This is a genomic window from Streptomyces sp. NPDC059454, assembly GCF_042749965.1.
GTDB lineage: Bacteria > Actinomycetota > Actinomycetes > Streptomycetales > Streptomycetaceae > Streptomyces.
In genome coordinates, this window is record NZ_JBHYVC010000038.1 from 6,645 (window position 1) to 32,970 (window position 26,326).

The window sequence follows — 26,326 nt, forward strand, 5'->3', positions numbered from 1 at the left end:
GGTTGCGGGGGTCCTGTCTTCTCCGCACGCCCCCCCCCCAGTCGCTGTTCCCGTTGCGGGGGCGGCCCAGGGCACGCCACCTCACTCACTGCGCCGTCGTCCCGGCCTCCGCCCGTTGCGCCGCCGCGTCGATCGCGGCCAGCGACTTCCTGGCCTGGTTGCGGTCCGTGGTGTACCAGAAGTCGGGCAGCGAAGCCTTCAGATAGCTGCCGTACCGGGCAGTGGCCAGCCGCTGGTCCAGTACGGCCACCACGCCCCGGTCGCCCGAGGCGCGTACGAGACGGCCGGCGCCCTGCGCCATCAGCAGCGCCGCGTGGGTGGCGGCGACCGCCATGAAGCCGTTGCCGCCGGCTTCCTCCACGGCCTTCTGGCGGGCGCTCATCAAGGGGTCGTCCGGGCGCGGGAAGGGAATCTTGTCCATGACCACCAGCTGGCAGCTCGGACCCGGTACGTCGACACCCTGCCAGAGCGACAGCGTGCCGAAGAGGCAGGTCTTCGGGTCGGCCGCGAAGTTCTTGATCAGTTCGCCGAGCGTCTCCTCCCCCTGGAGGAGGATCGGGAACTCCGGGATGCGGGAGCGCAGCTCCTCGGCGGCGAGCTGGGCGGCCCGCATCGAGGAGAACAGCCCCAGGGTGCGGCCGCCCGCCGACTGGATCAGCTCGGTGAGCTCGTCCAGCATGTCCCCGCGGTCGCCGTCCCGGGCCGGGCGCGCCAGATGCTTCGCGACGTAGAGGATGCCCTGCCTCGGGTAGTCGAACGGCGAACCGACGTCGACGCCCTTCCACTGGGGAAGGTCATCGCCTTCGGCGCCCTCGGGACCGAGCCCCAGTGAGGCCCCCACGCCGTTGAAGTCGCCGCCCAGCTTCAGCGTCGCGGAGGTCAGGATCACGGAACGGTCGGTGAAGAGCTTCTCGCGCAGCAGGCCCGAGACGGACATCGGGGCGACACGCAGGGACGCACCGAAGCGGTCGTGCCGCTCGTACCAGACGACGTCCCACTCGGAGCCGTTCGTGATCCGCTCCGCCACGTCGTGGACACTCTCCACGGAGGCCAGCGCCTGTTTGCGGACCGCGTCCTCGTCCTGGACGGACTTGTCGCGGGTGCTGCCGAGGGCGGAGACGACGGTGCGGCAGGCGTCGCGCAGCGCCATGAGCGCGTATCCGAGGTCCTCCGGGATCTCCTCCAGCCGACCCGGGAGGGCCAGCTCCATCAGCCGTTCGAACCCTTCGGCGGCGGTCTGGAGCTGGTCGGCGGCTTTCTCGTTGACCAGCTTCGCGGCGCGCCGCACCGCGCGGTTGACCTGCCCGGGGGTGAGCTCCCCGGTGGCGACCCCGGTGACCCGGGAGACCAGCTCATGGGCCTCGTCGACGATCAGCACCTCATGCTGCGGAAGCACCGGCGCGCCCTCGATGGCGTCGATCGCGAGCAGGGCGTGGTTGGTGACGACCACCTCGGCCAGCTTGGCGCGCTCGCGGGCCGTCTCGGCGAAGCACTCGGCGCCGTAGGCGCACTTCGTGGCGCCCAGGCACTCCCGTGAGGACACCGACACCTGGGACCAGGCCCGGTCGGACACGCCCGGCGTGAGGTCGTCCCGGTCGCCGGTCTCCGTCTCGTCGGACCAGTCACGCAGGCGCAGCAGGTCCTGGCCCAGCTTGCTGGTGGGCGCGGCCGCCTCGAACTGGTCGAAGAGACCCTCCTCCTCGTCCTGCGGCACGCCCTCGTGGAGCCGGTGCAGGCACAGGTAGTTGGAGCGGCCCTTGAGCATCGCGAACTCAGGGCGGCGGCGCAGCAGCGGATGCAGCGACTCCACCGTGCGCGGCAGGTCCCGCTCCACCAGCTGGCGCTGCAGGGCCAGGGTGGCCGTCGCCACCACCACCCGCTCCCCCTGCGCGAGCGCGGGCACCAGATAGCCCAGCGACTTTCCGGTGCCGGTGCCGGCCTGGACCAGCAGATGGGCTCCGTCGTCGATCGCCTCGGCGACGGCTTCGGCCATGGTCACCTGGCCGGGGCGCTCCGTGCCGCCGACGGCGGCGACGGCGGCGTGCAGGAGTTCGGGGAGTGAGGGCTTCGTCATAGCGCGACCACCCTACGACCCGGCACTGACATTCGTGCGATCACGGCGGGGGCGGCGGACACGATCAAGACGGGGACTCCTGCTCGGGCAGAAAGGGGAAAACAGTGCGGTGACGGAGCGCTACATCAGATGACGCAGGGAACGGTCCCGGACCATGAGGGCGGCCCGCTTGGTGGGCAGGTCGACCTCGGCCGAGAAGCGGAAGCCGGCGTTGAGGAAGGCGGTGACGGAGGGGGTGTTGCGCAGGTCGGGTTCCGCGACGACGCGCGGCGAGGCGGGCCGCCCGGCGAGGGCGAGGTCGGCGACCGCTCTGAGCAGGACGCCGCCGAGGCCCCGCCCCCGGTCGCCGGCGGCACCGATGAGGACGTGGAGTCCGGTGTCGTGGGGCCGGGCCGGGTAGTGGCGGGCCAAGGGGTCGAGGTCCGCGCGGTAGACCTCCCAGTAGCTCATCGGCGTACCGTCCAGGACGCCGAGGCACGGAACGCTGCGTCCGTCACCGGCGAGCTGGGCCCGCAGATGTCCGGCCGTCACGGCCGGCGGTCCGGAGAGTTCCCAGTACACGGCGACGGCCGGGTCGTTCATCCACCGTGACAGGAGGGGCAGATCTCGTTCGACCCGGACGGGGACGAGCCGGAAGAGGCCCGCGGGAGTGCGGGCCGGGCCCCAGGCGCCGATGTGGTCGGACATCACGCGTGCAGGGGGTTGGCGATGGTGACGTAGACCGACTGGGTGTCGACCGGCCCGACGAGCTCGTCGAGGCCGTGCAGCCGGGTCAGCAGGTTCGCCTTGCAGCGCAGGACGGGTGAGTCCAGCAGGCGGGCGGGCAGCGTGCTGCGCGTCCGGGCCGGTCCGGCACAGACTCCGGTGAGGAACCGGCGGAGGGCGGCGAGCAGCAGCCGTTCGTCGGCCAGGCGCTGGGAGCCGAAGGCGCCGATGAGCCCGAGGACGTTGTTGACGCCCAGGTAGTAGGCGAAGCGTTCGTCGGTGACCTCGTCGGAGACGAAGGTGTCGCTGTGCGCGCCGATGCCGGGCAGCAGGGCGTCGAGTTCCGCGCGGCGGGACGCGCGGAAGTAGTAGCCCTGGTTGTCCCGGTGGCGTCCGCCCGCGGGCCAGCCGTCGGCGTCCAGCAGCAGCAGGGTGTTCTGCTGATGCGCCTCGAGGGCGATGCCGGCCTCTCCGTCCAGCCACAGCACGGGCCGCACCACGTGTTCCAGGTACCGCAGGAACCACTCGGCGGCGACGGCCCCGGGCGGCCGCCCCGTGCGGGCGGCGAGGCGGGTGACGATCTCGGCCAGCCGGGATCCCGTACGGCCACCGGGGCGGGGCCGCGGCGAGAGCAGTCCGGCGACGCAGGCGACGTCGTCGTGCGGCTGGAACGGGTTGTGCCGGATCACCGCGTCGAGTCCGGGCACGGGGTCACCGGCCGGTGTGTCCACGGCGATCCAGGCCGGGTCCCGGACGATGTCGAAGCCGGGGTGCGCGGCCCGCCACCGCTGCGACAGTCCGGTGCGCAGCAGACGGTGGACCTCGACCCCCCGGTGGAGTTCCTTGCGGAGGTTCTCCCGGCGGGAGTTGGTGATGCGCAGGCCCAGCGACAGCTTGAGCATGGCCGGGGCGCCGGTCCGGTGGACGGTGCGTACGGAGGAGGTGGGGTACCAGGGGGCGCCGTGGCCGCCGAGGTCGCGGAGCAGTCCGGCGTCCAGCAACGCGGCGGTCTCGGGGCGGTGGTGGACCTGGCGCAGTTGCCAGGGGTGCACGGGGAGGGCCGCGTGGCCGTCGGGCAGTGGCAGTCCGGGGCCGGCGAGACGTGCGGTGAGACGGTCCGCGGGGACGGGGCGTCCGCGCTCGGTCCAGGCGGAGTCGGTGGCGAGCAGCGACGGGGCGACAGCCATCCAGTGCAGCGGGAAGGAGCCGCGCGACTCGGGCGAGTACCGCTGTGCCTCGGCGTCTGAGAGGCCCTCGCGGCTCTTCGGGTCCGGGTGCAGCGGATGTCCGAGGACGAGTGACTGTTCGGCGGCGAGGAAGCGGTCGGGATGGTCGGCCGTGTCCGCCCGCCGGTCGCTGACGAAGGAGGCGACACGCCGTACGGAGTCGGCGACGCGCGCGACCAGGTCGGTGCCGTCGCCCGCCGGGGGACGTGCCGGTTCCGGGAGGCCGGCGTTCTCCCTGCCGAGGAGGGCGGCGAGCAGGACGGCGTCGACCGGTGGGGCGGGGTCCGGGGCGTCGGCCAGGCGGGGAGGGCCGAAGCGGTGCCACCCGGTCGGGGACCAGTACAGGACGGGGACGAGCAAGGACGTGCCGCTGGCCGGCAGGGGGAGGCGCAGGGTGTCACCGTCCGGGGCGGGGAGGCCGGTTTCGCGTACCCGGCAGCGCAGGAGGTTCTCCAGGGCCGCCGTGTGGGCCGCCCGGCGCGCGTCGGGGTGGTCCAGGAGGTCGGTGCCGGTGCTTCCGGGCCGCTCGGCGCCGGGTGGCGTTCTCTCCTGGTGGGGCACCACGGGGTTCGTGCGGTCGGCCGGTGCGGGGGTCGTGTGCAAGGCGGGTCCTCGGGAAGTGGTGCGGTGACGGGAGCGGGGATGTGGACCGTCAGCCCGTCCGTGCGTGACGGCGGCCGAAGACGCGAGGCTCCCCGTACGGGTGGTCACGAGCCGCCGCGTGGAGGGCGTCGGCGAGTCGGTCCAGTACCGCGGCCGCCTGTTCCTCCGTGACCGTCAGGGGCGGGAGCAGTCGTACGACGCTCGCGCGGGGGCCGCCGAGGTCGATGATCAGACCGCGCCGCAGGCACTCCCGCCGTACGGCGGCGGCGAGTCCGGGCGCGGCGCGGTCCCGGGGTGTGCCGTCGGGCGGTACCTCCGGGTCCACCACTTCGACCCCGATCAGCAGCCCCCGCCCCCGTACGTCCCCCACGCAGGCGAGTTCACCGGTGAGCGTCCGGAGCCGGCTCAGCATGCGGGCGCCCAGGACCGCCGCGTGTCCGGCGAGATCGTTCTCGCGGACGTGGGCGAGGGTCGCCGTGCCCGCGGCCAGGGCGAGTTGGTTGCCGGTGTGGGTGCGGGAGGCGGGCAGGTCGAGGTCGTCGTGGTGGACCACGACGGACAGGGGCAGGCCGCCCCCGATCGCCGCGGACAGCACCATCGCGTCCGGCGTGACGCCGCTGCGCTCCACGGCCCAGAAGGTGCCGGTCCGCCCGACCCCCGTGAGCGTCTCGTCGGCGATCAACGGGACGGACCGGTCGGCCGTGAGCCGCCGCAGCCGGGCGTCCGACGCCGGGAGCACCCCGCCGTCGTCCCGCACGGGCTCCACGATCACACCGGCAGGACGGCACACCTCCGACGCGGTGTCGTCGGGCGCGGACTCCGGCCGGTGGACGGCGAGTTCGGCACCGGACCGTTTGGTCGCCGCCCGTACGAGCCGGAGGGAGGTGGCCACCGCGTCGTCGCGGCCCGGTCCGCAGAAGCGCACGCGGGCTCGTTCGGCGAGCCCGGGTGGCAGGGTGCGCGACAGTTCGGCGACGAAGGCGTCCTTCACCGGGTTCGCCAGGCCGGGGGCGTGGAGCGGCGCGCCCGAGTCGATGATGCCGCGGATCGCCTCCAGCACGACGGGGTGGTTGTGTCCGAGCGCGAGGGTCCCCGCACCGGAGAGGCAGTCCAGATAGCGCCGGCCGTCCGCGCCCTCGATGGTCATCCCGCGCGCCCGCACCGGGACGACCGGCAGGACACCGGTCCCCCGCCCCTCGTCCGTGGATTCCGCCACCGTCCTTCGTCCTCCCCTGTGTTCCCGCCGAACCACGGCACGGGGAATCCGCGTGCGGGCGGCGGACCCCCACCGCTACCAACCGCGGACCGCCCACGGGGTTACGGGTTGCTCCGGGATCCTCGGCCCCGTGAGCCGGCGACTCGGGTTCCGTCGGCCTCAAATCGGCGCATCCTAGGGCGATCGTCCAGGTCAGGCGGCTTGTAGCCGAACCGTTGCCGTTCCGTCGGACGTCCCCCACAGCGAGCGCATAGTGTGTGGTGCCGTTCCCGGAGACCGTGGGAGCGCCCTCGAACTCCGTGCGGGTCAGGGGCGGGATCACGGTCGAAGCACCAAGTCCGTTCGTTCCAGGGGGAGTCAGATCATGCGATCCATACGGCCGTCGTCCACCGCTCGCCGAGGGGAGCGGGCACGCCGGACCTCCCCCGTTCTGGCCGCTGTCGCACTCGCCTCGGCGCTCGCCCTCACCGCCACCGCCTGCGGGTCCGGGGACACCGACGCGAGCGCCGGGGCCTCCGCGACCGCCGCCGACGACGGCAAGCTCACGATCCCGGACGACATCAAGGACCGGCTCAAGGAGCACGGGATCGACCTCGACAAGTGGAAGGACGGCGCCTGGAAGGACTGGAGCAAGGACGACTGGCTGCGCGAGGCGCAGGACTACGTCAACCCGATCATCGAGGACCTGTGGGACCCGGACCGCATGCGGGACGCCGAGGAGCCGGACCAGGGGGTCGACGAGAGCGACATCTCCGGTGACCAGGGCGTGACGGACCCGGCTCCAAAACCGGTGCAGGCGGAGGCCGTCGCGCCGTCGTACCACGCCAACGCCCCCACGGCGGGCAAGGTGTTCTTCGACTCGCCCGAGGGCACGATGGTCTGCTCGGCCACGGTGGTGCAGGACCCGGCCAACCCGGGCAAGTCCAACATGGTGTGGACGGCGGGCCACTGTGTGCACGCGGGCAAGAAGGGCGGCTGGTACCGCAACATCGCCTTCGTGCCCTCGTACAACGACGCGGGCAAGTCGGCGAAGGAGCTGGAGACCGCCACGGAGGAGGAGATCGCTCCGTACGGCGTCTGGTGGGGTGACTGGGTGCAGACCTCGGACCAGTGGATCGAGCAGGGCGGTTCCACGGGCGGTGACGGCGCCTCGTACGACTTCGCGGTCATCCATGTGACGCCGGAGAAGGGCAGCGGCGGCAAGTCGCTGGAGGAGACGGTCGGTTCGGCGCTGCCGGTGGACTTCGCCGCTCCCGCGGTGCCGAAGGTGGAGGAGATCACGGCGATCGGCTACCCGGCCGCCCCGCCGTACGACGGCCAGACGCTGCACCGCTGCCAGGACAAGCCCGGACGGCTGTCACTCAGCGCGTCGGACCCGACGATGTACCGCATCGGGTGCAGCATGACCGCCGGTTCGTCCGGTGGCGGCTGGGTCACGACGGGTTCGGACGGGAAGCCCGCGCTGGTGTCCAACACCTCCATCGGCCCGGTGACGTCGGGCTGGCTGGCCGGCCCGCGACTGGGTGACGAGGCCAAGGGCGTGTACGACGCGGTCAGCGGGAAGTTCGCCGGGCAGTGACCAAAGCGCCCGGTCCCGTGCCGCCGTGCGCGGGACCGGGTGGGCGACCGCGTCCCGAGCGGGACATCGACGCGTGGCACGCCATTCATTCGCTCCAACGGGGGGTCATCGCACCATGGGTTCCACACGTACGTCCGCGCCACTCGGGCGTTGCCGTCGCACCGTCCTCGCCGCCGGGCTCGTCGCCGCCCTGACGCTCACCGCGGCCGCCTGCGGCGGTTCCGGGAAGGACCAGGCGAACGACAAGTCCGACGCCTCCGCCTCGCAGGCCACCGACGGCGGCGGCGAGGTGACGATCCCGTCCGACATCGCGGACAAGCTCGAAGAGCACGGGATCGACGTCGACAAGTGGAAGGACGGCGCCTGGAAGGACTGGGACAAGGACAAGTGGCTCAGTGCGGCCGAGGACTTCGTCAACCCGGTGATCGAGGGCCTGTGGAAGCCCGACCGGATGCGGTCCGCGAAGGAGGCGGACAAGACCGTCTCGGTCAAGGACGCGTCGGCGGCCCAGGACGTCAGTGACCCGGAGCCGGCCCAGGTCCGGGCGGAGGCCGAGAAGACGCCGTACCACGAGAACGCGGCACCGGTCGGCAAGGTGTTCTTCGACTCCCCGGAGGGCCCCGCCGTCTGTTCCGGCACGGTCGTCAAGGACGTGAACCACCCGGGCAAGTCCAACCTCGTCTGGACGGCCGGGCACTGTGTGCACGCCGGCGGCGACGGCGGCTGGTACCGCAACCTCGTCTTCGTCCCGGCCTACAACGACCTCGGCAGGTCCGAGGCGGACCTGGGCGACGCGAGCGCCTTTGAGATCGCTCCCTACGGCAACTGGTGGGCGGACTGGGCCTCGACCTCGGACGGCTGGATGCAGGGCGGTTCGGAGTCCGGTGGCGACGGAGCCGCGTACGACTACGCCGTGCTGCACGTGAAGCCGGAGCAGGGGTCGAAGTCCCTGGAGGAGACGGTCGGTGCCGCGCTGGACGTGGACTTCTCCGCGCCGTCCGCGGCGGAGGCGGGCGAGATGGGCGCCTGGGGCTACCCGGCCGCGCCGCCCTACGACGGCCTGCGGATGTTCAAGTGCCTCGACGCCCCGGGCCGGTTCTCGCTCGGCTCCGGTCTGCCGACGATGTACCGCATCGGCTGCTCCATGACCGGCGGCTCGTCCGGCGGCGGCTGGTTCCGGGTGCTGAACGGCGAGACGGTGCTGGTCTCCAACACCTCGATCGGTCCGCTGGACCACACCTGGCTGGCGGGCCCGCAGCTCGGCGAGGACGCCGAGGCGCTGTACCGGAACATGAGCGAGACCTACGGCGGTCGGTGATCCGCGCAGGGCGAAGGCCCGCCCCCTGCCGTGAGGGCGCTTTCTAGGGGCCTTCGCTCTGCCGTGGGTGGTTCAGCCGGCCGGGGTGGGAACGTACGGCGTGAGTTCCGCCGCCAGCTCCTCGTGCACCCGGAGCTTGAGCAGGGTGCCCTCCGGGGTGTGCTCCTCGGAGATCACCTCGCCCTCGTCATGGGCGCGGGCGACCAGCTTGCCGTGGGTGTACGGCACGAGTGCCTCGATCTCCACCGACGGGCGGGGCAGCTCGTTGTCGATGAGCGCGAGCAGCTCCTGGATGCCCCGGCCGGTGCGGGCCGAGACCGCGATGGAGTGCTTCTCCACCCGCAGCAGCCGCTGGAGCGTCAGCGGGTCGGCCGCGTCGGCCTTGTTGATCACGACGATCTCGGGTACGCCGGTGGCACCGACGTCCCTGATCACCTCGCGCACGGCGGCCAGCTGCTCCTCCGGGACCGGGTGCGAACCGTCCACCACGTGCAGGATCAGGTCGGCGTCGCCGACCTCCTCCATCGTGGAGCGGAACGCCTCGACCAGGTGGTGCGGCAGGTGCCGGACGAATCCGACCGTGTCGGTCAGCGTGTAGAGCCGGCCGCTCGGGGTCTCGGCCCGGCGCACGGTCGGGTCGAGGGTCGCGAACAAGGCGTTCTCGACCAGGACGCCCGCGCCGGTGAGGCGGTTGAGCAGTGAGGACTTTCCCGCGTTGGTGTAGCCCGCGATGGCCACGGACGGCACCTTGTTGCGCTTGCGCTCCTGGCGCTTGATCTCGCGGCCGGTCTTCATCTCCGCGATCTCCCGGCGCATCTTCGCCATCTTCTCGCGGATCCGCCGCCGGTCCGTCTCGATCTTGGTCTCACCGGGACCACGGGTGGCGAGGCCGCCGCCCTTGCCGCCGCCCATCTGCCGGGACAGCGACTGACCCCAGCCGCGCAGTCGCGGCAGCATGTACTGCATCTGCGCGAGCGCGACCTGCGCCTTGCCCTCTCGGGACTTGGCGTGCTGGGCGAAGATGTCGAGGATCAGGGCCGTACGGTCGATGACCTTGACCTTGACGACGTCCTCGAGCTGGATCAGCTGCCCCGGGCTGAGTTCACCGTCGCAGATGACGGTGTCCGCGCCCGTCTCGAGCACGATGTCACGCAGCTCCTGTGCCTTGCCGGAGCCGATGAACGTCGCCGCGTCGGGTTTGTCGCGGCGCTGGGTCACGCCGTCGAGGACGAGGGCGCCCGCCGTCTCCGCGAGGGCGGCGAGCTCCGCGAGGGAGTTCTCCGCGTCCTGCACGGTGCCCGAGGTCCACACCCCGACGAGCACGACGCGCTCCAGGCGGAGCTGCCGGTACTCGACCTCGGTGACGTCCTCGAGCTCGGTGGAGAGGCCGGCGACACGGCGCAGGGCCGCACGCTCGGAGCGGTCGAACTGGTCGCCGTCCCGCTCTCCGTCGGTCTCGAGGCTCCAGGCGACGTCCTCTTCCATCAGGGCATCGGCCCGAAGACCCTCGGGATAGGTGTGCGCGAAGCGCTTGGTGTCCTGGGAAGGGGAAGAAGAGGAGGTCATTGGGTCCTTACGTCGTCGGTGAACTTCTGCGGCGACGGAGCCGGTCCGTGGGACCCTCCGTCACTGTCCACAACGTCCGGGGCGCCCGGGAGATTCCCGGTCCCGAGGTGCGCGGACCTGACGATGGTCGCACGGTACGGCTCGTCTCGTCACCGTGTTATTCCCGGCTCCCGCCCGGTCGATGCGCGGGCGGGACCGGCCGCCGGGCGGGCGTCGCGGACCGGGCCGCGGACTTCCATTCGGGATGACCGGGCATCGGCGGGGTCGTGGCTCCGTACAGCCAGGGGTGCAGGAAGCCGGTCAGGTCACGTCCGGCGACACGGGACGCCAGCCGGACGAAGTCGGAGGTGGCGGCGGTGCCGTTCCGGTGGCGGGTGACCCAGTCGCGCTCCAGGCGCTCGAAGGCGGCGCGGCCGATCTCCTCGCGCAGGGCGTACAGCACGAGGGCGGCGCCGGAGTAGACGTTCGGCCGGAAGATGCCGATCTTCCGGCCGGGCTCCGGGGGCTCGGGCGCGGCGGGCGGTCCGCCGTCCGCGCGCCAGCCGTCGGATGCCTCGTAGGCGGCCTTCATGCGTGCGTCCAGGGACCTGCCACCCCGTTCCTGGGCGTACAGCGCCTCGTACCAGGTGGCGTGGCCCTCGTTGATCCACAGGTCGGACCAGGTGCGGGGGCCGACGCTGTTGCCGAACCACTGGTGGGCCAGCTCGTGCATCATGATCGACTCGACGTACCAGGCGGGGAGGGCGGGATCGGTGAACAGGTCGCGTTCGAAGAGGGAGAGGGTCTGGGTCTCCAGCGCGAAACCGGTGGACGCGTCGGCGAGGAGCAGGCCGTAGGTCTCGAACGGGTAGCGGCCGACCCGTTCCTCCATCCAGGAGATCTGGGCGGGGGTCTTCGCCAGCCACGGTTCGAGCTTCGTGCGGTGCGCGGTGGGCACGACGTCCCGCAGGGGCAGCCCGTGCGGGCCGGAGCGGTGCAGGACGGTGGAACGGCCGATGGAGACCTGTGCGAGTTCGGTCGCCATGGGGTGCTGGGTCCTGTACGTCCAAGTGGTGGCCCCGCGTGTGCGGTCGACGCCGGCCGGCAGGCCGTTCGCGACGGCCGTGTGACCGTCGGGGGCGGTGATCCGGAAGGTGAACACCGCCTTGTCGAAGGGGTGGTCGTTGCACGGGAACACCAGGTGGGCGGCGTCTGCCTGGTTGGCCATGGCGAGGCCGTCCGCGGTGCGCACCCAGCCGCCCTCACGGTCCCCGGTGGCCACGGGGTCGCTGGTGTGCCGGACGGTGATCCGGGTCCGCTCGCCCTCGTCCGGGTCGTCCGCGGGTGTGATCACCAGGTCCTCTCCGGCACCGGTGAAGCCGGCCGGATCGCCGTCGACCTCCACGGAGTGGACCGTGCCGTGGGCGAAGTCGAGGTTGATCCGGTCCAGGTCCGCGGTGAGGCGGGCGTCGATCGTGGTGACGGCCCGGAGCGGCCGGTCGTTGCGGCCGGGGTAGTCGAGGGCGATGTCGTACGACAGCACGTCGTACCCGGGGTTGCCCAGGTACGGGAAGAGCCGGTCACCGATGCCGAGCGGGACGGCGGGGGCGCTCGCGGCGATCAGGCAGACGGAGACGGCGGGGGCGAGCAGCACCGTGGCCGTCCGGCGGTGGCGTGTGCGACCGGTCCCGGCGCGGAAGGTTCGTCTGTGGGGGATGAGCAGCATTCCCCACGGCTATCAGCGCGCGCGTGTGCTGCGGTGACGGCGCACCTCCGGCCCACCCGATCGGGTCATCACACCGCCGCTCGGACGCTCCGCGCTTCGGTCAGGCCCCCGGCGCCTGCGGCTGGGCCCGGCTCACGTCGTACACGCCGGCCACATTGCGCATCGCGCGCATGAGGGCGGGCAGGTGGGCGGCGTCCGGCAACTGCACGGTGTAGGTGTGCCGCACCTGCTGCCGGTCCGGGGGTTCGACGGTCGCGGAGACGATCTCGGCGCCTGCGAGGGCCATGGCCTCGGTGAGGTCCGCGAGCAGATGCGGACGGACGAAGGACTCCGCGACCAGCGTGACCCGGCACTCGGCGCCCTCCCCCCAGCGCACGCCGACCTCCGCGCGCCCCGCGCTCTTCATGCGCGCCACCGCGGCGCACTCGACCCGGTGCACGGTGACCGCTCCCCCGCGCACGGCGAAGCCGGTCACCTCGTCGGGCGGTACGGGCGTGCAGCAGCCGGCGAGCCGTACGGTCGCGCCGGCCCGGTCGGCCAGGACCTGGGCGGGGGCGGGGCGGCCGGGGGCCGGAGCCGGTGACGGGGCGGAGTCGTCGACGAGCGGCCGGACAGCCTCCTCCGGCTCGGTCCCGGGTGCCTCGTCCGGCGCGGGGTGGGCGGTCAGCCACCGCTGGATGGCGATTCGCGCGGCGGGGGTGTGGGCGTGCTCCAGCCACTCCCGGGAGGGCTCGGAGGCCGCGTCCTGGCCCATCAGCAGCTGAACGGTGTCGCCGTCCTTGAGGACGGTGCTCAGTGTCGCCAGCCGGCCGTTGACCCTGGCCCCGATGCATGCGTGGGCGTCCTCGCCGTACTGCGCGTAGGCGGCGTCCACGCAGGTCGCCCCCTCGGGCAGGCCCAGTGTGCCCCCGTCGGGGCGGAAGACGGTGATCTCGCGGTCCTGGGCGAGGTCCTCGCGCAGGGTGGACCAGAAGGTGTCGGGGTCGGGCGCGGCCCGCTGCCACTCCAGCAGCCGGGAGAGCCAGCCGGGCCGGGTGGGGTCGACGCGTTCGCCGTCGCTCGTGGACTGTTCCTCCGGCGGTGCGGCGTAGGGGTTGCCGAGAGCGACGACTCCGGCCTCGGCGACCCTGTGCATCTGGTGGGTGCGGATGAGGACCTCGACGACCTGGCCGTCCGCACCGGCCACGGCGGTGTGCAGCGACTGGTACAGGTTGAACTTCGGTACGGCGATGAAGTCCTTGAACTCCGAGACCACGGGCGTCATGCAGGTGTGCAGCTCGCCCAGGACGCCGTAGCAGTCGGCGTCCTCGTTCACCAGCACCAGCAGACGGCCGAAGTCGGCGCCGCGCAGTGCACCGCGTCTGCGGGACACGCGGTGCACGGAGACGAAGTGGCGCGGGCGGATGAGGACTTCGGCGGTGATGTCGGTCTCGCGGAGCACCTTGCGCACGTCGTCGGCGACTTCGGCGAGCGGGTCGTCCGCGCGGGCGGCGTTGCGGATGATCAACTCGCGCGTGTGCGCGTACTCCTCGGGGTGGAGGATCGCGAAGACCAGGTCTTCCAGTTCCGTCTTGAGCGCCTGGACGCCGAGCCGTTCGGCGAGCGGGATCAGGACGTCACGTGTCACCTTGGCGATGCGTTCCTGTTTCTCGGGACGCATCACGCCGAGGGTGCGCATGTTGTGCAGCCGGTCGGCGAGTTTGATCGACATCACGCGGACGTCGTTGCCGGTGGCGACGAGCATCTTGCGGAAGGTCTCGGGTTCGGCGGCGGCACCGTAGTCGACCTTCTCCAGCTTGGTGACGCCGTCGACGAGATAGCGGACCTCCTCACCGAACTGCTCGCCCACCTGATCCAGCGTCACGTCCGTGTCCTCGACCGTGTCGTGGAGCAGGGAGGCGGTCAACGTCGTGGTCTCGGCCCCGAGTTCGGCGAGGATCAGGGTCACCGCGAGCGGATGCGTGATGTACGGCTCACCGCTCTTGCGCATCTGGCCGCGGTGGGAGGACTCGGCCAGAACGTAGGCGTGACGCAGGGGTTCGAGGTCGGCGTCGGGGTGGTGGGCGCGGTGGGCGTCGACCACGTGTCCGATGGCGTCGGGGAGCCGGTCGCGGGCGGCGGGGCCGAGCAGCGCGGCACGGCCCAGTCGGCGCAGGTCGAGCCGGGGGCGGGCCCTCCTGCGCGACCCCGTCGGTGTGGCGTGACCAGATGTCACAGAGCCTGGGGTCGCAGGATTCGCGGCCTCCGCGTTCATGGGCACCTCCGGCTGCGTGGACCGGCGGACGGCGCGCCCCAGGGCGGACTCGGGCTCAGGAGACGGCGTTCGTCCCCCGTCCGGGCCGGTGCTTGATGCTACCGAGCCGGACCCCCTCGGGCCGACCGCCTCCGGCCCAGCGTGAAACGGATCACCCCTTCGAGCGAAGGTCGACCGGGGACCCTTTCACGCCATCCGGCCGGGGATCCTCCGTGATCTTGAAGGCGGACACCCTTCCGGCCCTGCGGATGCATCCATCAGGCAGGCCGGAAGCTGCGATATCGAGCCGGTGCTCCGGTCAGCGCAGGGCGCTCTCCAGCCACTCCGGCTCGATCACGCCCTCGGCGACGATCACCGCCGGGCCGGTCATCTCGATCTCGCCGTCGGGCCGTTCGGTGATCACGAGGGTGCCGCCGGGCACATCCACGGTGTACGTCGCCGGGGTGCCGGTGACACTCGGGTCGGCTCCGTCACGGCGGGCGGTGGCCACGGCGACCGCACACGCGCCCGTGCCGCAGGAACGGGTCTCGCCGGACCCGCGCTCGTGCACCCGCAGCGCCACGTGCCGCGGGCCGCGGTCGACGACGAACTCCACGTTCACACCGTCCGGGTAGGCGGCGGCAGGGCTGAACGGGGGCGGGGTGAGGAGATCGCCCGCGTGGGCGAGGTCGTCCACGAAGGCCACGGCGTGCGGGTTGCCCATGTTCACGTTCCGCGCCGGCCAGGTGCGCCCGCCGACGCTCACGGTGACGTCGCCCTCGGGGAGCAGCGCCCGGCCCATGCCGACGGTGATGTCCCCCTCCTTGGCGATGTGCACGGTCTTCACGCCCCCGCGCGTGGCGACCGCGATGTCCCCCGCGGAGACATGTCCGGCGCGCTGGAGGTAGCGCGCGAACACACGCACTCCGTTGCCGCACATCTCCGCGATCGAGCCGTCGCCGTTGCGGTAGTCCATGAACCACTCGGCCTGCGCCGCCATGGCCCGCGCCTCGGGGTGTGCCGCGGACCGCACCACGTGCAGCAGTCCGTCGCCGCCGATGCCCGCGCGGCGGTCGCACAGGGCGGCGACGGCGGCCGGGGACAGGTCGATGGCGTTCTCGGGGTCCGGGACGATCACGAAGTCGTTCTCCGTGCCGTGCCCCTTGAGGAAGGCGATCCGCGTGCTCATTCCTCGATCGTAAGGGGTGCCGGTGACAGCGCGTCGCCGCCGGTGAACCACCGCACGCGGGGAGACGTCAGCGGAGTCTCGCCACCCGCCACACCGCCAGGGCCACCATGGCGGCGACCATCACGGCGTAGGCGGTCACGACCCGCCAGTCGGGTCTGCGGCCGGAGCCCCGGGGCGGCAGGCCCGGCCAGGTGGAGCCCACCCTGCGGGCGGCCATCATGCCCCAGCCGGCCGCGCAGGAGCAGATCAGCAGCCCCAGCATGGCGATCACGGCGCCGCTGTCGCCGAAGTCGAAGGCGAGCGGGAAGGCGAACATCAGGGAGCCGACCGCGGCCAGCCCGACGATGGGCGCGAGCTGCCAGATGCGCAGCCGGCGCTGCGGGCGCAGCTCGACCTCGACCTCGTCGCCGCCCGCGAACATCTCGTCCGGCTCGGGGCCGTCGTCGGTCACGCCGCCCTGCGTCTCGTCCGGTCCGTCCGGACTGAGGCGGTCGGTCGTCTCCTGCTCCGGTGCACCCCGCCCGGTGGTGAGGTGTTCGGTGCCGTGTGCGGTGTCGCGAGGGCCGGCCTCCATCGCCACGCGCCCTCCCAACTAGGACTCCACTTGGTCGATCGAAGCTCGATGATGGCACGGCGCCACAAGCCCGGATGACGGCCTGGGCGTCCCGATGCCATGACGTGATCAGGCTGTAACCGGTCGTTCGACCAACGACAACGCGAGCTGCGGAAGTTCCGTCAGGTCCGCCGCGGCCCCACTCAACCAGTGCACCCGGGGATCGCGCCTGAACCATGAATCCTGACGGCGCGCGAAGCGCTTGGTGGCACGAACGGTCTCGGACCGCGCCTCCTCGAGGGTGCACTCCCCGGCGAGCGCCGCGAGCACCTGCTGGTAACCGAGTGCGCGCGACGCCGTACGCCCCTGGCGCAACCCCTGCGCCTCCAGTGCGCGCACTTCCTCCACCAGGCCGGCCTCCCACATCCGGTCGACCCGGCGGGCGATCCGCTCGTCCAGCTCGGGGCGGGCCACGTCGACGCCGATCTGGAAGGTGTCGTAGACCGAGTCGTGGCCCGGGAGGTTGGCCGTGAAAGGCCTTCCGGTGATCTCGATGACCTCGAGCGCGCGAACGATGCGGCGGCCGTTGCCCGGCAGGATCGCCCGCGCGGCCTCGGGGTCCGCCACGGCGAGGCGGGCGTGCAGCGCCCCCGGGCCGCGCAGCGTGAGCTCCTCCTCCAGGCGGGCCCTGACCTCGGGGTCGGTGCCCGGGAACTCCAGGTTGTCGACGGCACCGCGGACGTAGAGGCCGGAACCGCCGACGAGGACGGGCCAGCGCCCTTCGGCGAGCAGCGCGTCGATCCGCTCCCGGGCCAGCCGCTGGTACTCGGCGACGGACGCGGTGAAGGTGACGTCCCAGATGTCGAGCAGGTGGTGCGGTACGCCACCGCGTTCCTCGGGCGTCAGCTTGGCGGTGCCGATGTCCATCCCCCGGTAGAGCTGCATGGAGTCGGCGTTGACGACCTCGCCGCCGAGCCGCCGGGCCAGAAATACCCCCAGATCGGACTTTCCGGCCGCAGTGGGGCCGACGACGGCGATGACACGGGGGGCGAGGGGTGCGCTGCTCACTGACCCAGTCTCGCAAACCTCCCGTCCGGCCCTCGAACGGGTTACGTGACGCGACAGTCGCCGGGTCGTTGCCCGTTGCGAGGTTCCTGCCGCCGGATCGCAGGGGCGGCGGCCCGGTCACACGAACGGACGCACCGGGCCACGCGGAATTTCGCCCGCACGAGTAACGTATGGAGTGGATATGGGCGTTTTTGCACGGATTTTTCGGAGGTCGAAGGCCACGGAGGAGACGCGGACCGCCGATGCCCGGACCGGCGAAGCGGCGGCCGGGACCGGCACGGAGAGCGCGGCCGGGCCCGCGGAGCCGAAGGGGCCGGCCGAGGCTCCGGAGACCACCGGGCCGGCGGAGAAGGAGGCCGGCGAGGTCACCGGCACCGACACCGTCGAGATCCCCAAACAGCAGTCCGCCGAGGCGGCCGGCAGCGAGACCGGTGAGGGCGCCCGCACGTAGACGGTCGCGAGGGAAGGTGCGTCATGGGTCTCCTGGACAATCTGAAAGCCAGACTCGGCCCGGCCAAGGACAAGGTCTCCGACCTCGCGCACCAGCACGAGGACAGGATCCAGCACGGTCTGGACAAGGCCGCGCGGACCGTCGACGAGCGGACCAAGGGCAAGTACAGCGACCGGATCCAGACAGGTACGGGCAAGGCCAAGGGCGCCGTGGACCGGCTCGCGCACAAGAACGACCCCGGCCCGGGCGCGGGCGGCACGACCACGCCGCCGGCCGGGCCGCCGCCCGCTTCCTGAGCGGCACACCGACGGACGGCCGCGGAGCACACCGAGGGCTCCCGGCCGTCCGCCCCGTTCTCCCGGCAGCGGCCGTCTACGCCCAGGTGGCCACGAGGTAGCCGACCCCGTAGGGGGCGTCCTCGTAGAGCAGCGCGCCTGCCAGGCCCGGGTTCCCGGCCGCCGCGCCGGCGAGTACCTGCCAGGGGGCCCGGCCGGACACCTTCAGCTCGCGCGCCAGTCCGGTGTCCAGCGCACGCAGGGCCCCGGTGTCGGCCGCGCCCAACGCGCGCGCGAGTTCCGCGTCGAAGGGGGCCGCGCGCTCGTCGAGGTAGCCGGGCGCCTTGGGCGTGCGGCACGCGCCGGCGTCGCCCATCACCAGCAGCGCGACCCGCTCCGCCCGGCCGGCGACGGCCTCCCCCTCCTCGGCGCACCGCTCGGCCGGGAGGAGTTCCCCCACGGCCAGTCCCTCCACGGGGGCGTCCGCCCATCCGGTGCGGCCCAGCAGCCAGGCGCCCACGGCCAGCCCGTACGGGAGTTCCCGCCCGGCCAGCACGCCTCTGTCCGGTCCCAGCCGTACGTCCAGGCCGACACCGAAGCCCCGGAAGGATCCCGGGGTGCCCTCCGGGTAGGTCTCGGGCCCGGCACCGTCCCCCGGTCCGACGACCACGAGCAGATCGGGCCGGGCGGCGGCGAGCACGCCCAGCGCGTCCGTGCACGCCGTCCGCGCGGTGTCCAGCTCGGGGGCCGCCCCGGTGGCGACCTCCGGCACGAGCAACGGCGGGCACGGACAGACTGCGGCGGCGACAAGCATGATCAACAGCCTACTGCGACGGCCCGGAACGGCATCGCCGCCTCATGGACCGTCCGTGCTCCGGACGCGCTCCGCAAGGCTGTACCGCAGGCGGTAGGCGCCCGGTCCGCCCTTGATCTCCACGCAGTACGTGTCGTCGCCCACGCGGTACACCCCGCGATGCGCGGGCATCAGCCTTCCGGAGAACCGGTGCGCGCACGCCGCCTCAGTCGACGGCGCACCCCCCGGTGACCACCGGCAGCGGCTCGGGTACGCCCACCTTGGGCAGGCCGAGCAGCACACCCGCGGGCTGCGCCGCCTTCTCGGTGTTCCGCTTCTCCCAGGCGTCCCCCGCGCGGGTGCGGCGCACGCCGAGCACCGCGCCCTCGGCGAGGAGGTGGTGCGGGGCGGCGTACGTGATCTCGACGGTGACCACGTCGCCGGGGCGCACCTCCTGTTCCGGCTTGGTGAAGTGCACCAGACGGCTGTCGGGAGCGCGGCCGGAGAGGCGGTGGGTGGTGCCGTCCTTGCGGCCCTCGCCCTCGGCGACCATCAGCTCCAGGGTGCGGCCGATCTGCTTCTTGTTCTCCTCCCAGGAGATCTCCTCCTGGAGGGCGACCAGCCGCTCGTAGCGCTCCTGGACGACCTTCTTGGGGATCTGGCCGTCCATCTCGGCGGCCGGGGTGCCGGGACGCTTGGAGTACTGGAAGGTGAACGCCTGCGCGAAGCGGGCCTCGCGGACGACGTGCAGGGTCTGCTCGAAGTCCTCCTCGGTCTCGCCGGGGAAGCCCACGATGATGTCGGTGCTGATCGCCGCGTGCGGGATGGCGGCGCGGACCTTCTCGATGATCCCGAGGTAGCGCTCCTGCCGGTAGGAGCGGCGCATCGCCTTCAGGACCGGGTCGGAGCCGGACTGCAGGGGCATGTGCAGCTGCGGCATCACGTTCGGTGTCTCGGCCATGGCGGCGATGACGTCGTCGGTGAAGTCGCGCGGGTGCGGCGAGGTGAAACGGACCCGCTCCAGGCCGTCGATCTTCCCGCAGGCCCGCAGCAGCTTGCTGAACGCCTCGCGGTCGCCGATGTCGGACCCGTACGCGTTGACGTTCTGGCCGAGCAGGGTGATCTCGCAGACGCCCTCGGCGACCAGGGCCTCGATCTCGGCGAGGATGTCGCCGGGGCGGCGGTCCTTCTCCTTGCCGCGCAGCGCGGGGACGATGCAGAAGGTGCAGGTGTTGTTGCAGCCGACGGAGATCGACACCCAGGCCGCGTAGGCGCTCTCGCGCCGGGTGGGCAGCGTGGAGGGGAACGCCTCCAGCGACTCGGCGATCTCGACCTGCGCCTCCTCCTGCACGCGGGCGCGCTCCAGGAGGACGGGCAGCTTGCCGATGTTGTGCGTGCCGAAGACGACGTCGACCCAGGGTGCCCGCTTCACGATGGTGTCGCGGTCCTTCTGCGCGAGGCAGCCGCCGACCGCGATCTGCATGCCGGGGCGGCTCGCCTTCCTCGGGGCGAGGTGGCCGAGGTTGCCGTACAGCTTGTTGTCGGCGTTCTCCCGGACGGCGCAGGTGTTGAAGACGACGACGTCCGCGTCGCCGTCGGAACCCTCGGGGGCGCGGACGTAGCCCGCGTCCTCCAGCAGCCCGGACAATCGCTCGGAGTCGTGGACGTTCATCTGGCACCCGTAGGTGCGTACTTCATAGGTGCGCGTGCCGCCCACTGACTGGCTCCGGTCGATGCTGCTCATGTCCCTAAGGGTAGGCGGTGTCGCGGACCGCCTCCGCCGCGTGGGCAACTCCCTGCCGGGCGGCTTCCCGGCCCGGCCGGATGCGGACGGCGGGGGTGGCGTGAGGCCGCGTTCCACCGGCCTGACGGGGGCGCGACTCCGAGTCTCCTTGCCTGCCGCACCTCGCCCGCGGCCGTGCCCCGGTCCGGCGCCGGTCAGGAGCGGGCCCCGTCGCCACGCTGCCGGGACGGCCGGACGACGCCCGCTCACGCCTCCCCGCGCGGCACCCACCCCTGCCGTCGCAGCACCGCCGAGACGTCCGGGGCCTCGTAGTGGTCGCCCTTGAGGATCTTGCCGTCGGGGCGGCGGCTGACCTGGCCGTCGGGGCCCAGCTTGCTCATGTTGGAACGGTGGATCTCGGCGATCACCGCGTCGAGGTCGATGCCATGGACCAGCGCGGTGCCGTACGCGACGTAGACGACGTCGGCCAGTTCGTGCGCGAGCCGGTCGAGCGGGCCCGTCACCGACACCTCGGCGACCTCCTCGGCCTCCTCGGCCAGCAGCTCGCCGCGGCGCGCGGCGAGTTCCGGCGAGACCTCGGACGGTGTGTCGCGGGCGTCCAGCCCGAAGGCGCGGTGGAAGTCGCGGACCAGGTCGGCGGGCGAAGAACTCATGCCGCGACTGTAGCGGCCGACCATGACAGCCCCCGCTGTGAGCTCTGCCCTGGTCAGCGGGCACCCGGGCTGGCAGGATCGCGCGCATGTCCCACACGCTGTCCCGGATCGGCAGGCGACGGGCCCTGCGGGGTGCGGCCGCCGGTTTCGTGGTGCTCGGACTGCTGTTGTGGTGGCTGGCACCCTGGAACGAGGAGCCACCCGGCGGGACGATCACGCTGAGCACGGGCACCCGCGCGGGGGTCTATCAGAAGTACGGCGTGCTCCTGCGCAGCTCGCTCGGCAAGCACATGCCCGACCTCGACGTACGTCTGAAGACGAGCGACGGGTCCCAGGAGAACGTGCGCCGCGTGGCGACCGGAGAGGCCGACTTCGCGATCGCCGCGGCCGACGCGGTGGAGACGTACCGGCTGAGCGACCGGCCGGGCGCCGACCGGCTGCGCGGGGTGGCACGCCTGTACGACGACTACGTGCAGCTCGCCGTCGCACCCGACTCGGGCATCCGTTCCGTCGCGGACCTGCGGGGCAAGCGGGTCGCCATAGGGTCGCCCAAGTCGGGTGTCCGGCTCATCGCCAATCGTGTGCTCCGGGCGGCCGGCATCGACCCGGAGACGGACATCAGGCCCTCCTCCGACGGCATCGACACCGGCCCGGAGCGGCTCGGACACGGTCTGGACGCCTTCTTCTGGTCGGGCGGACTGCCCACGGACGGACTGAAGACGCTCGCCGAACAGTCCGCGCTCCGGTTCGTGCCGATCGGCGCCGACCTCGTCTCCGAGCTGCACGAACAGGGCGGCGCCACGCGCTACTACCGCGCCACCAACATGCCGGAGTCGGCCTACCCGGGCAGCCAGCTCGGCTCGGCCGTCCCGACGATGGCGGTGTCCAACCTCCTGATCACCCGGGCGGACGCCGACCCCCGCCTCACCGAATGGCTCACCCGCATCGTGCTCAAGAGCAGGGACGGCATCGGCGCGCACGTCCACTCCGCGCAGCTGGTCGACGTACGCACGGCGATCTACACCGACCCGCTCCGGTTGCACGAGGGCGCCCGCCGGTACTACCGGTCCGTCAAGCCCTGACCCGCCGCCTCACCCGTGGGGGCGTTCCTCGGCACCGTCACGGTCACCCGCAGTCCGTGCGGTTCGTGACGCTCGTACGCGATCGAGCCGCCGCCCGCCGCGAGCAGCGCCCGGGAGATGGACAGGCCCAGGCCGGACCCCTTGATGTTCTGGTGCCGGCCGCTGCGCCAGAAGCGGTCGCCGACGCGGGTCAGCTCCTCCTCGGTCAGACCCGGACCGTTGTCGGTGACGACGACGGTGGACGTGTCGCCGTTGGAGGCGACGGTGACCTCGACGGTCTCGCCCTCGGGCGTGAACTTCACCGCGTTGTCGATCACCGCGTCCAGGGCGCTGGACAGCGCCACCGGGTCGGCCCACGCGGTCGTCGGCGGGCAGACGCCGGTCAGCCGGACACCCTTGGCCTCGGCGGTGGGTGACCAGGCCGCCACCCGTTCGGCGGCCAGGGCGCCGACATCGGCGATTTGGAGGCTGGCCTCGCTGTGCTCGGCGAGCGCCAGGTCGAGCAGGTCGTCCAGGACCTGCGCCAGACGCTTGCCCTCGGCCTGCACGGAGGCGATCTCCTCGTTGCCCTCGGGCAGCTCCAGGGCGAGCAACTCGATGCGCAGCAGCAGCGCCGAGAGCGGGTTGCGCAGCTGGTGCGAGGCGTCGGCGACGAAGGCGCGCTGCTGCTCCAGCACGCTCTCGACGTTGTCCGCCATCTCGTTGAACGACCGGGCGAGCCGTCTGAGTTCCGGCGGCCCGCCGGCCGCCGCGACCCGGGACTTCAGCCGTCCGGTGGCGATGTCGTGGGTGGTGGCGTCCAGGATCCGTACGGGCCTGAGCACCCAGCCGGTCAGCCGCAGGGCCGCACCGACCGCCAGCAGCATCGCGGCCGCCTCGCCCGCGGCGATGACCAGCCAGCCCTGGAGGATGTGGGAGCGCATCTGTCCGGTCGGCGAGTCGGTGACCACGACCGCGACGACGTCGCCGTCCCGGATGACCGGCGAGGCCACCACCAGGCTGTGCCGCTGCCACGGCCACACCTGCTCGGGGTCGTGGCTGCGGCGGCTGAGCAGCGCCTCCTCGAAGGCGTCGCGCACCTCGCCCGTGCGGGGCAGGAACCAGTCGTCCGGTGCGTGCGCCATGGGCGAGTCGTTGCGGTAGAAGACGCCCGCGCGGATGCCGTAGACCGTGTGGTAGCTGCGGAGCTCGCTGCGGAGCGCCTCACGGCGCTCGTTGATGTCCGCGCCGGCCGGGTCGGTGGGTTCGGTGACGAACTGGGCGAGGGCCGCGAAGCGCGCGGTGTCGTCGATCCGGTCGACGACGACCCGCTGCTGCTGGGCGCCGGCCAGGCTGACGGCCAGCGGGACGCCGAGGGCGAGCAGGACGGCCGCCATCAGGACGATGAGCAGCGGAAGCAGCCGCGTGTGCACCCGGCCCCGCTACGCCGCCGGCGCGACGAGCCGGTAGCCGACGCCGCGCACGGTCTCGATGAGGGCGGGCATGCGGAGCTTGGCCCGCAGGGAGGCGACGTGCACCTCCAGGGTGCGCCCGGTCCCCTCCCAGCTGGTGCGCCACACCTCGCTGATGATCTGTTCCCGGCGGAAGACGACCCCCGGCCGCTGGGCGAGCAGGGCGAGCAGATCGAACTCCTTGCGGGTCAGTTGGACGACCGAACCGTTCACGCTGACCTGGCGGGTCGGCAGTTCGATGCGGACCGGGCCGAGCCGCAGCTCGGTCTCCGTGCTGCCCGTGGCCTCCTCGTGGACGGTGCGCCGGCTGACGGCGTGGATCCGCGCGAGGAGCTCCCCCGTGTCGTACGGCTTGACCACGTAGTCGTCGGCGCCGAGATTGAGGCCGTGGATGCGGGAGCGCACGTCGGACCGCGCGGTGACCATGATCACCGGCGTGCTGGTGCGCTTGCGGATCTTGCCGCAGACCTCGTAGCCGTCCTGGTCGGGCAGCCCCAGGTCGAGCAGGACGACGCCGAAGCCGTTGCCCTCGGGGACGAGCGCCTGGAGCGCCTCCTCGCCGCTGCGCGCGTGGGTGACGTCGAATCCGTGCCGCGCCAGTACCGCCGACAGGGCGGCGGCGACGTGGTTGTCGTCCTCGACGAGAAGCAGTCTCACCAGGGCCCCCTTCGGTTCATCGGCCGTACGCTCTCCATGTGTACAAAAACGCGTGCACGCGCGCGTGCACCTTGCAGTGACGCCGATGAACGAGGACGGCGTCAAGAGGGTTCCGGTTGCTCTTCCGTACCGTTACCCGGCCGAGATCACCCCTGCTCGCAAGTGCTACGACAGGTGTCCGATTGCTATCGGATCGTGATGCTCAGATTCCCCTCAGATGTAATGACGCAGGTCCAACGGGTTACTACTGTCCTCCGAAACCGAGGAGGACGGAGCCTGAGAGCGATGACCGAAGTATCGGTGGCCAAGGAAGATGTGGCCGCGACCGGCGATCTGGTCGTCCTGAAGAGCGTCAACAAGCACTTCGGCGCGTTGCACGTACTCCAGGACATCGACCTGACGATCGCCCGTGGCGAAGTCGTCGTGGTCATCGGACCCTCCGGGTCCGGGAAGTCCACCCTGTGCCGCACCATCAACCGTCTGGAGACGATCGACTCCGGGTCGATCTCGATCGACGGCAAGCCCCTGCCCGACGAGGGCAAGGAGCTCGCCCGGCTGCGGGCCGACGTGGGGATGGTCTTCCAGTCCTTCAACCTCTTCGCGCACAAGACCGTGCTCGAGAACGTGACGCTGGGCCAGGTCAAGGTCCGCAAGGCGGACAAGAAGAAGGCCGAGGAGCGGGCCCGTGCCCTGCTCGACCGGGTCGGCGTGGGCGCGCAGGCCGAGAAGTACCCCGCACAGCTCTCCGGTGGCCAGCAGCAGCGTGTCGCCATCGCGCGGGCCCTGGCGATGGAACCCAAGGTCATGCTCTTCGACGAGCCGACGTCGGCTCTCGACCCGGAGATGATCAACGAGGTGCTGGAGGTCATGCAGCAGCTCGCCCGGGACGGCATGACCATGATCGTCGTCACCCACGAGATGGGATTCGCCCGTTCGGCGGCAAATCGCGTGGTGTTCATGGCGGACGGTCGCATCGTCGAACAGGCTTCGCCGGACCAGTTCTTCAGTAATCCGCGCAGCGACCGCGCCAAGGACTTCCTGTCGAAGATCCTTCACCACTGAGGCGCACCTCGCGCCCTGACGACCTGCGTCACCGGACACCGCCCGGGCCGCATCACTTCACCAGAGTCAAAGGATGTGCACCATGAAGCTCCGCAAGGTCACCGCCGCCTCGGCCGTCGTGTTCGCTCTTGCCCTGACCGCCACCGCCTGTGGCGGCGACGACAGCGGTGACAACGGCTCGTCCTCCTCCGGGGGCGGCGGCGACAAGATCAAGATCGGCATCAAGTACGACCAGCCGGGTCTCGGTCTGAAGACGCCGGACGGTTCCTTCACCGGCTTCGACGTGGACGTGGCGACCTACGTCGCCAAGGAGCTCGGTTACGAGCCGAACCAGATCGAGTGGGTCGAGACCAAGAGCGCCGACCGCGAGACCGCCCTCTCGCGCGGGGACGTGAAGCTCATCGCGGCGACGTACTCGATCACCGACGAGCGGAAGCAGAAGGTCGACTTCGCCGGCCCGTACCTGCTGGCCCACCAGGACCTGCTGGTCAAGGCGGACTCGGACATCTCCGAGGCCACGGACCTGAACGACAAGAAGCTCTGCTCGGTGACCGGCTCCACCTCGGCACAGAACGTCAAGAACGACTTCGCGCCGAAGGCCCAGCTGAGTTCGCGCGGCGGCTACTCGGAGTGCCTGTCCGCTCTGCAGAACGGGCAGGTGGACGCGCTGACCACCGACGACTCGATCCTCGCCGGCTACGCCGCTCAGGACCAGTACAAGGGCAAGTTCAAGCTCGCCGGCCTGAAGCTGAGCAACGAGAACTACGGTGTCGGCGTCAAGAAGGGCGACACCGAGACCGTGAACAAGGTCAACGACGCGCTGGAGAAGATGGTCAGCGACGGTTCGTGGCAGAAGGCCGTCGAGAAGAACTTCGGCCCGGCGAACTACAAGAACGAGCCCGCCCCGAAGATCGGCCAGATCGTCCAGTAACGCGGGACTCCGCCGACGCAGGATCCCCGCGGCTGACGCGGGGATGCGCAGACGTGGCGCCGCCCACCACACCGACCGCCGGGGCACCTCACCGCCCCCCCCGAAGAAACACACCCCCCAACCCGGGAGAAAGTGTTAGACAATATTTAAAAAAAATACGACCCCAACCAGCAGGGGGGGTTAGTGGGAACG

General features: G+C 71.8%; 23 protein-coding genes. 7 read left to right on the forward strand and 16 right to left on the reverse strand.

All coding sequences use genetic code 11. The features are described from left to right. Window positions 1–85 precede the first annotated feature (85 nt). From ACFXAE_RS23775 to ACFXAE_RS23790, 4 genes are all read right to left on the reverse strand, one after another. Complete coding sequence (locus ACFXAE_RS23775) at window positions 86–2,074, reverse strand: ATP-dependent DNA helicase (protein WP_384718189.1); 1,989 nt, start codon at window positions 2,072–2,074, stop codon at window positions 86–88. Between the two features lie 120 nt (window positions 2,075–2,194). Continuing rightward, on the reverse strand, window positions 2,195–2,866 hold the full coding sequence (locus tag ACFXAE_RS23780) for a GNAT family N-acetyltransferase (RefSeq protein WP_384718280.1): 672 nt from the start codon (window positions 2,864–2,866) through the stop codon (window positions 2,195–2,197). After that, window positions 2,761–4,608 (reverse strand): IucA/IucC family protein, encoded by a 1,848-nt coding sequence (locus tag ACFXAE_RS23785; protein ID WP_384718191.1) that lies wholly within the window; start codon window positions 4,606–4,608, stop codon window positions 2,761–2,763. Before ACFXAE_RS23785 ends, ACFXAE_RS23780 begins: the two co-directional genes overlap by 106 nt. Window positions 4,609–4,657: 49 nt before the next feature. Then, the gene (locus tag ACFXAE_RS23790) at window positions 4,658–5,872 is read right to left on the reverse strand and encodes an aminotransferase class III-fold pyridoxal phosphate-dependent enzyme (protein ID WP_384718282.1); all 1,215 of its coding nucleotides are present in this window, start codon (window positions 5,870–5,872) and stop codon (window positions 4,658–4,660) included. 316 nt (window positions 5,873–6,188) lie between these two features. Here ACFXAE_RS23790 and ACFXAE_RS23795 point away from each other — a divergent pair, with 316 nt between their 5' ends. Together ACFXAE_RS23795 and ACFXAE_RS23800 are read left to right on the forward strand one after the other, a co-directional pair. Next, complete coding sequence (locus tag ACFXAE_RS23795; protein WP_384718193.1) at window positions 6,189–7,403, forward strand: trypsin-like serine peptidase; 1,215 nt, start codon at window positions 6,189–6,191, stop codon at window positions 7,401–7,403. 115 nt (window positions 7,404–7,518) lie between these two features. Beyond that, window positions 7,519–8,721, forward strand: coding sequence for a trypsin-like serine peptidase (locus ACFXAE_RS23800; RefSeq protein ID WP_384718195.1), 1,203 nt, complete (start codon window positions 7,519–7,521; stop codon window positions 8,719–8,721). 72 nt (window positions 8,722–8,793) lie between these two features. Here the strand turns inward: ACFXAE_RS23800 and hflX are convergent, their stop codons facing one another. The 6 genes from hflX to miaA form a co-directional block, all read right to left on the reverse strand. After that, a complete protein-coding gene (gene hflX / locus ACFXAE_RS23805) occupies window positions 8,794–10,287 on the reverse strand; it encodes a GTPase HflX (protein ID WP_384718197.1) in 1,494 nt (497 codons plus the stop codon). A 157-nt stretch (window positions 10,288–10,444) separates the two neighbouring features. Next, a complete protein-coding gene (locus ACFXAE_RS23810) occupies window positions 10,445–11,992 on the reverse strand; it encodes a M1 family metallopeptidase (RefSeq protein ID WP_384718199.1) in 1,548 nt (515 codons plus the stop codon). 100 nt (window positions 11,993–12,092) lie between these two features. After that, a complete protein-coding gene (locus tag ACFXAE_RS23815; RefSeq protein ID WP_384718201.1) occupies window positions 12,093–14,246 on the reverse strand; it encodes a RelA/SpoT family protein in 2,154 nt (717 codons plus the stop codon). 298 nt (window positions 14,247–14,544) lie between these two features. After that, window positions 14,545–15,414 carry a diaminopimelate epimerase gene (gene dapF / locus ACFXAE_RS23820; protein ID WP_384718203.1) on the reverse strand — a complete coding sequence of 290 codons (870 nt, stop codon included), beginning with the start codon at window positions 15,412–15,414 and terminating at the stop codon, window positions 14,545–14,547. Between the two features lie 67 nt (window positions 15,415–15,481). Further along, window positions 15,482–15,988 (reverse strand): hypothetical protein, encoded by a 507-nt coding sequence (locus tag ACFXAE_RS23825; protein ID WP_384718284.1) that lies wholly within the window; start codon window positions 15,986–15,988, stop codon window positions 15,482–15,484. 108 nt (window positions 15,989–16,096) lie between these two features. Further along, window positions 16,097–17,035 (reverse strand): tRNA (adenosine(37)-N6)-dimethylallyltransferase MiaA, encoded by a 939-nt coding sequence (gene miaA, locus ACFXAE_RS23830; RefSeq protein ID WP_384718205.1) that lies wholly within the window; start codon window positions 17,033–17,035, stop codon window positions 16,097–16,099. Window positions 17,036–17,216: 181 nt separating this feature from the next. Between miaA and ACFXAE_RS23835 the strand changes: the two genes are divergently transcribed. Both ACFXAE_RS23835 and ACFXAE_RS23840 read left to right on the forward strand, forming a co-directional pair. Then, entirely contained in the window at window positions 17,217–17,486 is a 270-nt protein-coding gene (locus ACFXAE_RS23835) for a hypothetical protein (protein WP_384718207.1), read from the forward strand. A gap of 23 nt (window positions 17,487–17,509) precedes the next feature. After that, window positions 17,510–17,782, forward strand: coding sequence for an antitoxin (locus ACFXAE_RS23840; protein WP_384718209.1), 273 nt, complete (start codon window positions 17,510–17,512; stop codon window positions 17,780–17,782). A gap of 76 nt (window positions 17,783–17,858) precedes the next feature. Here the strand turns inward: ACFXAE_RS23840 and ACFXAE_RS23845 are convergent, their stop codons facing one another. From ACFXAE_RS23845 to ACFXAE_RS23860, 4 genes are all read right to left on the reverse strand, one after another. Further along, the gene (locus ACFXAE_RS23845; protein WP_384718211.1) at window positions 17,859–18,575 is read right to left on the reverse strand and encodes a class III extradiol dioxygenase subunit B-like domain-containing protein; all 717 of its coding nucleotides are present in this window, start codon (window positions 18,573–18,575) and stop codon (window positions 17,859–17,861) included. Between the two features lie 42 nt (window positions 18,576–18,617). Beyond that, window positions 18,618–18,746 carry a hypothetical protein gene (locus tag ACFXAE_RS23850; protein WP_384718213.1) on the reverse strand — a complete coding sequence of 43 codons (129 nt, stop codon included), beginning with the start codon at window positions 18,744–18,746 and terminating at the stop codon, window positions 18,618–18,620. A gap of 34 nt (window positions 18,747–18,780) precedes the next feature. Continuing rightward, complete coding sequence (gene miaB, locus ACFXAE_RS23855) at window positions 18,781–20,298, reverse strand: tRNA (N6-isopentenyl adenosine(37)-C2)-methylthiotransferase MiaB (protein WP_384718215.1); 1,518 nt, start codon at window positions 20,296–20,298, stop codon at window positions 18,781–18,783. 245 nt (window positions 20,299–20,543) lie between these two features. Continuing rightward, a complete protein-coding gene (locus tag ACFXAE_RS23860; protein ID WP_384718217.1) occupies window positions 20,544–20,951 on the reverse strand; it encodes a MazG nucleotide pyrophosphohydrolase domain-containing protein in 408 nt (135 codons plus the stop codon). Window positions 20,952–21,037: 86 nt separating this feature from the next. On the opposite strand from ACFXAE_RS23860, the gene ACFXAE_RS23865 reads away from it, so the two are divergent. After that, on the forward strand, window positions 21,038–22,033 hold the full coding sequence (locus ACFXAE_RS23865; RefSeq protein ID WP_384718219.1) for a TAXI family TRAP transporter solute-binding subunit: 996 nt from the start codon (window positions 21,038–21,040) through the stop codon (window positions 22,031–22,033). On the opposite strand, the gene ACFXAE_RS23870 is transcribed toward ACFXAE_RS23865, so the two are convergent. Together ACFXAE_RS23870 and ACFXAE_RS23875 are read right to left on the reverse strand one after the other, a co-directional pair. Next, a complete protein-coding gene (locus tag ACFXAE_RS23870) occupies window positions 22,012–23,445 on the reverse strand; it encodes a sensor histidine kinase (protein ID WP_384718221.1) in 1,434 nt (477 codons plus the stop codon). The genes ACFXAE_RS23865 and ACFXAE_RS23870 overlap by 22 nt on opposite strands. Before the next feature lie 9 nt (window positions 23,446–23,454). Continuing rightward, the gene (locus ACFXAE_RS23875; protein WP_361746087.1) at window positions 23,455–24,141 is read right to left on the reverse strand and encodes a response regulator transcription factor; all 687 of its coding nucleotides are present in this window, start codon (window positions 24,139–24,141) and stop codon (window positions 23,455–23,457) included. Between the two features lie 285 nt (window positions 24,142–24,426). On the opposite strand from ACFXAE_RS23875, the gene ACFXAE_RS23880 reads away from it, so the two are divergent. Together ACFXAE_RS23880 and ACFXAE_RS23885 are read left to right on the forward strand one after the other, a co-directional pair. Then, a complete protein-coding gene (locus ACFXAE_RS23880) occupies window positions 24,427–25,203 on the forward strand; it encodes an amino acid ABC transporter ATP-binding protein (RefSeq protein ID WP_384718223.1) in 777 nt (258 codons plus the stop codon). An 82-nt stretch (window positions 25,204–25,285) separates the two neighbouring features. After that, entirely contained in the window at window positions 25,286–26,134 is an 849-nt protein-coding gene (locus ACFXAE_RS23885; protein ID WP_384718225.1) for a glutamate ABC transporter substrate-binding protein, read from the forward strand. The last annotated feature ends 192 nt before the right edge of the window (window positions 26,135–26,326 follow it).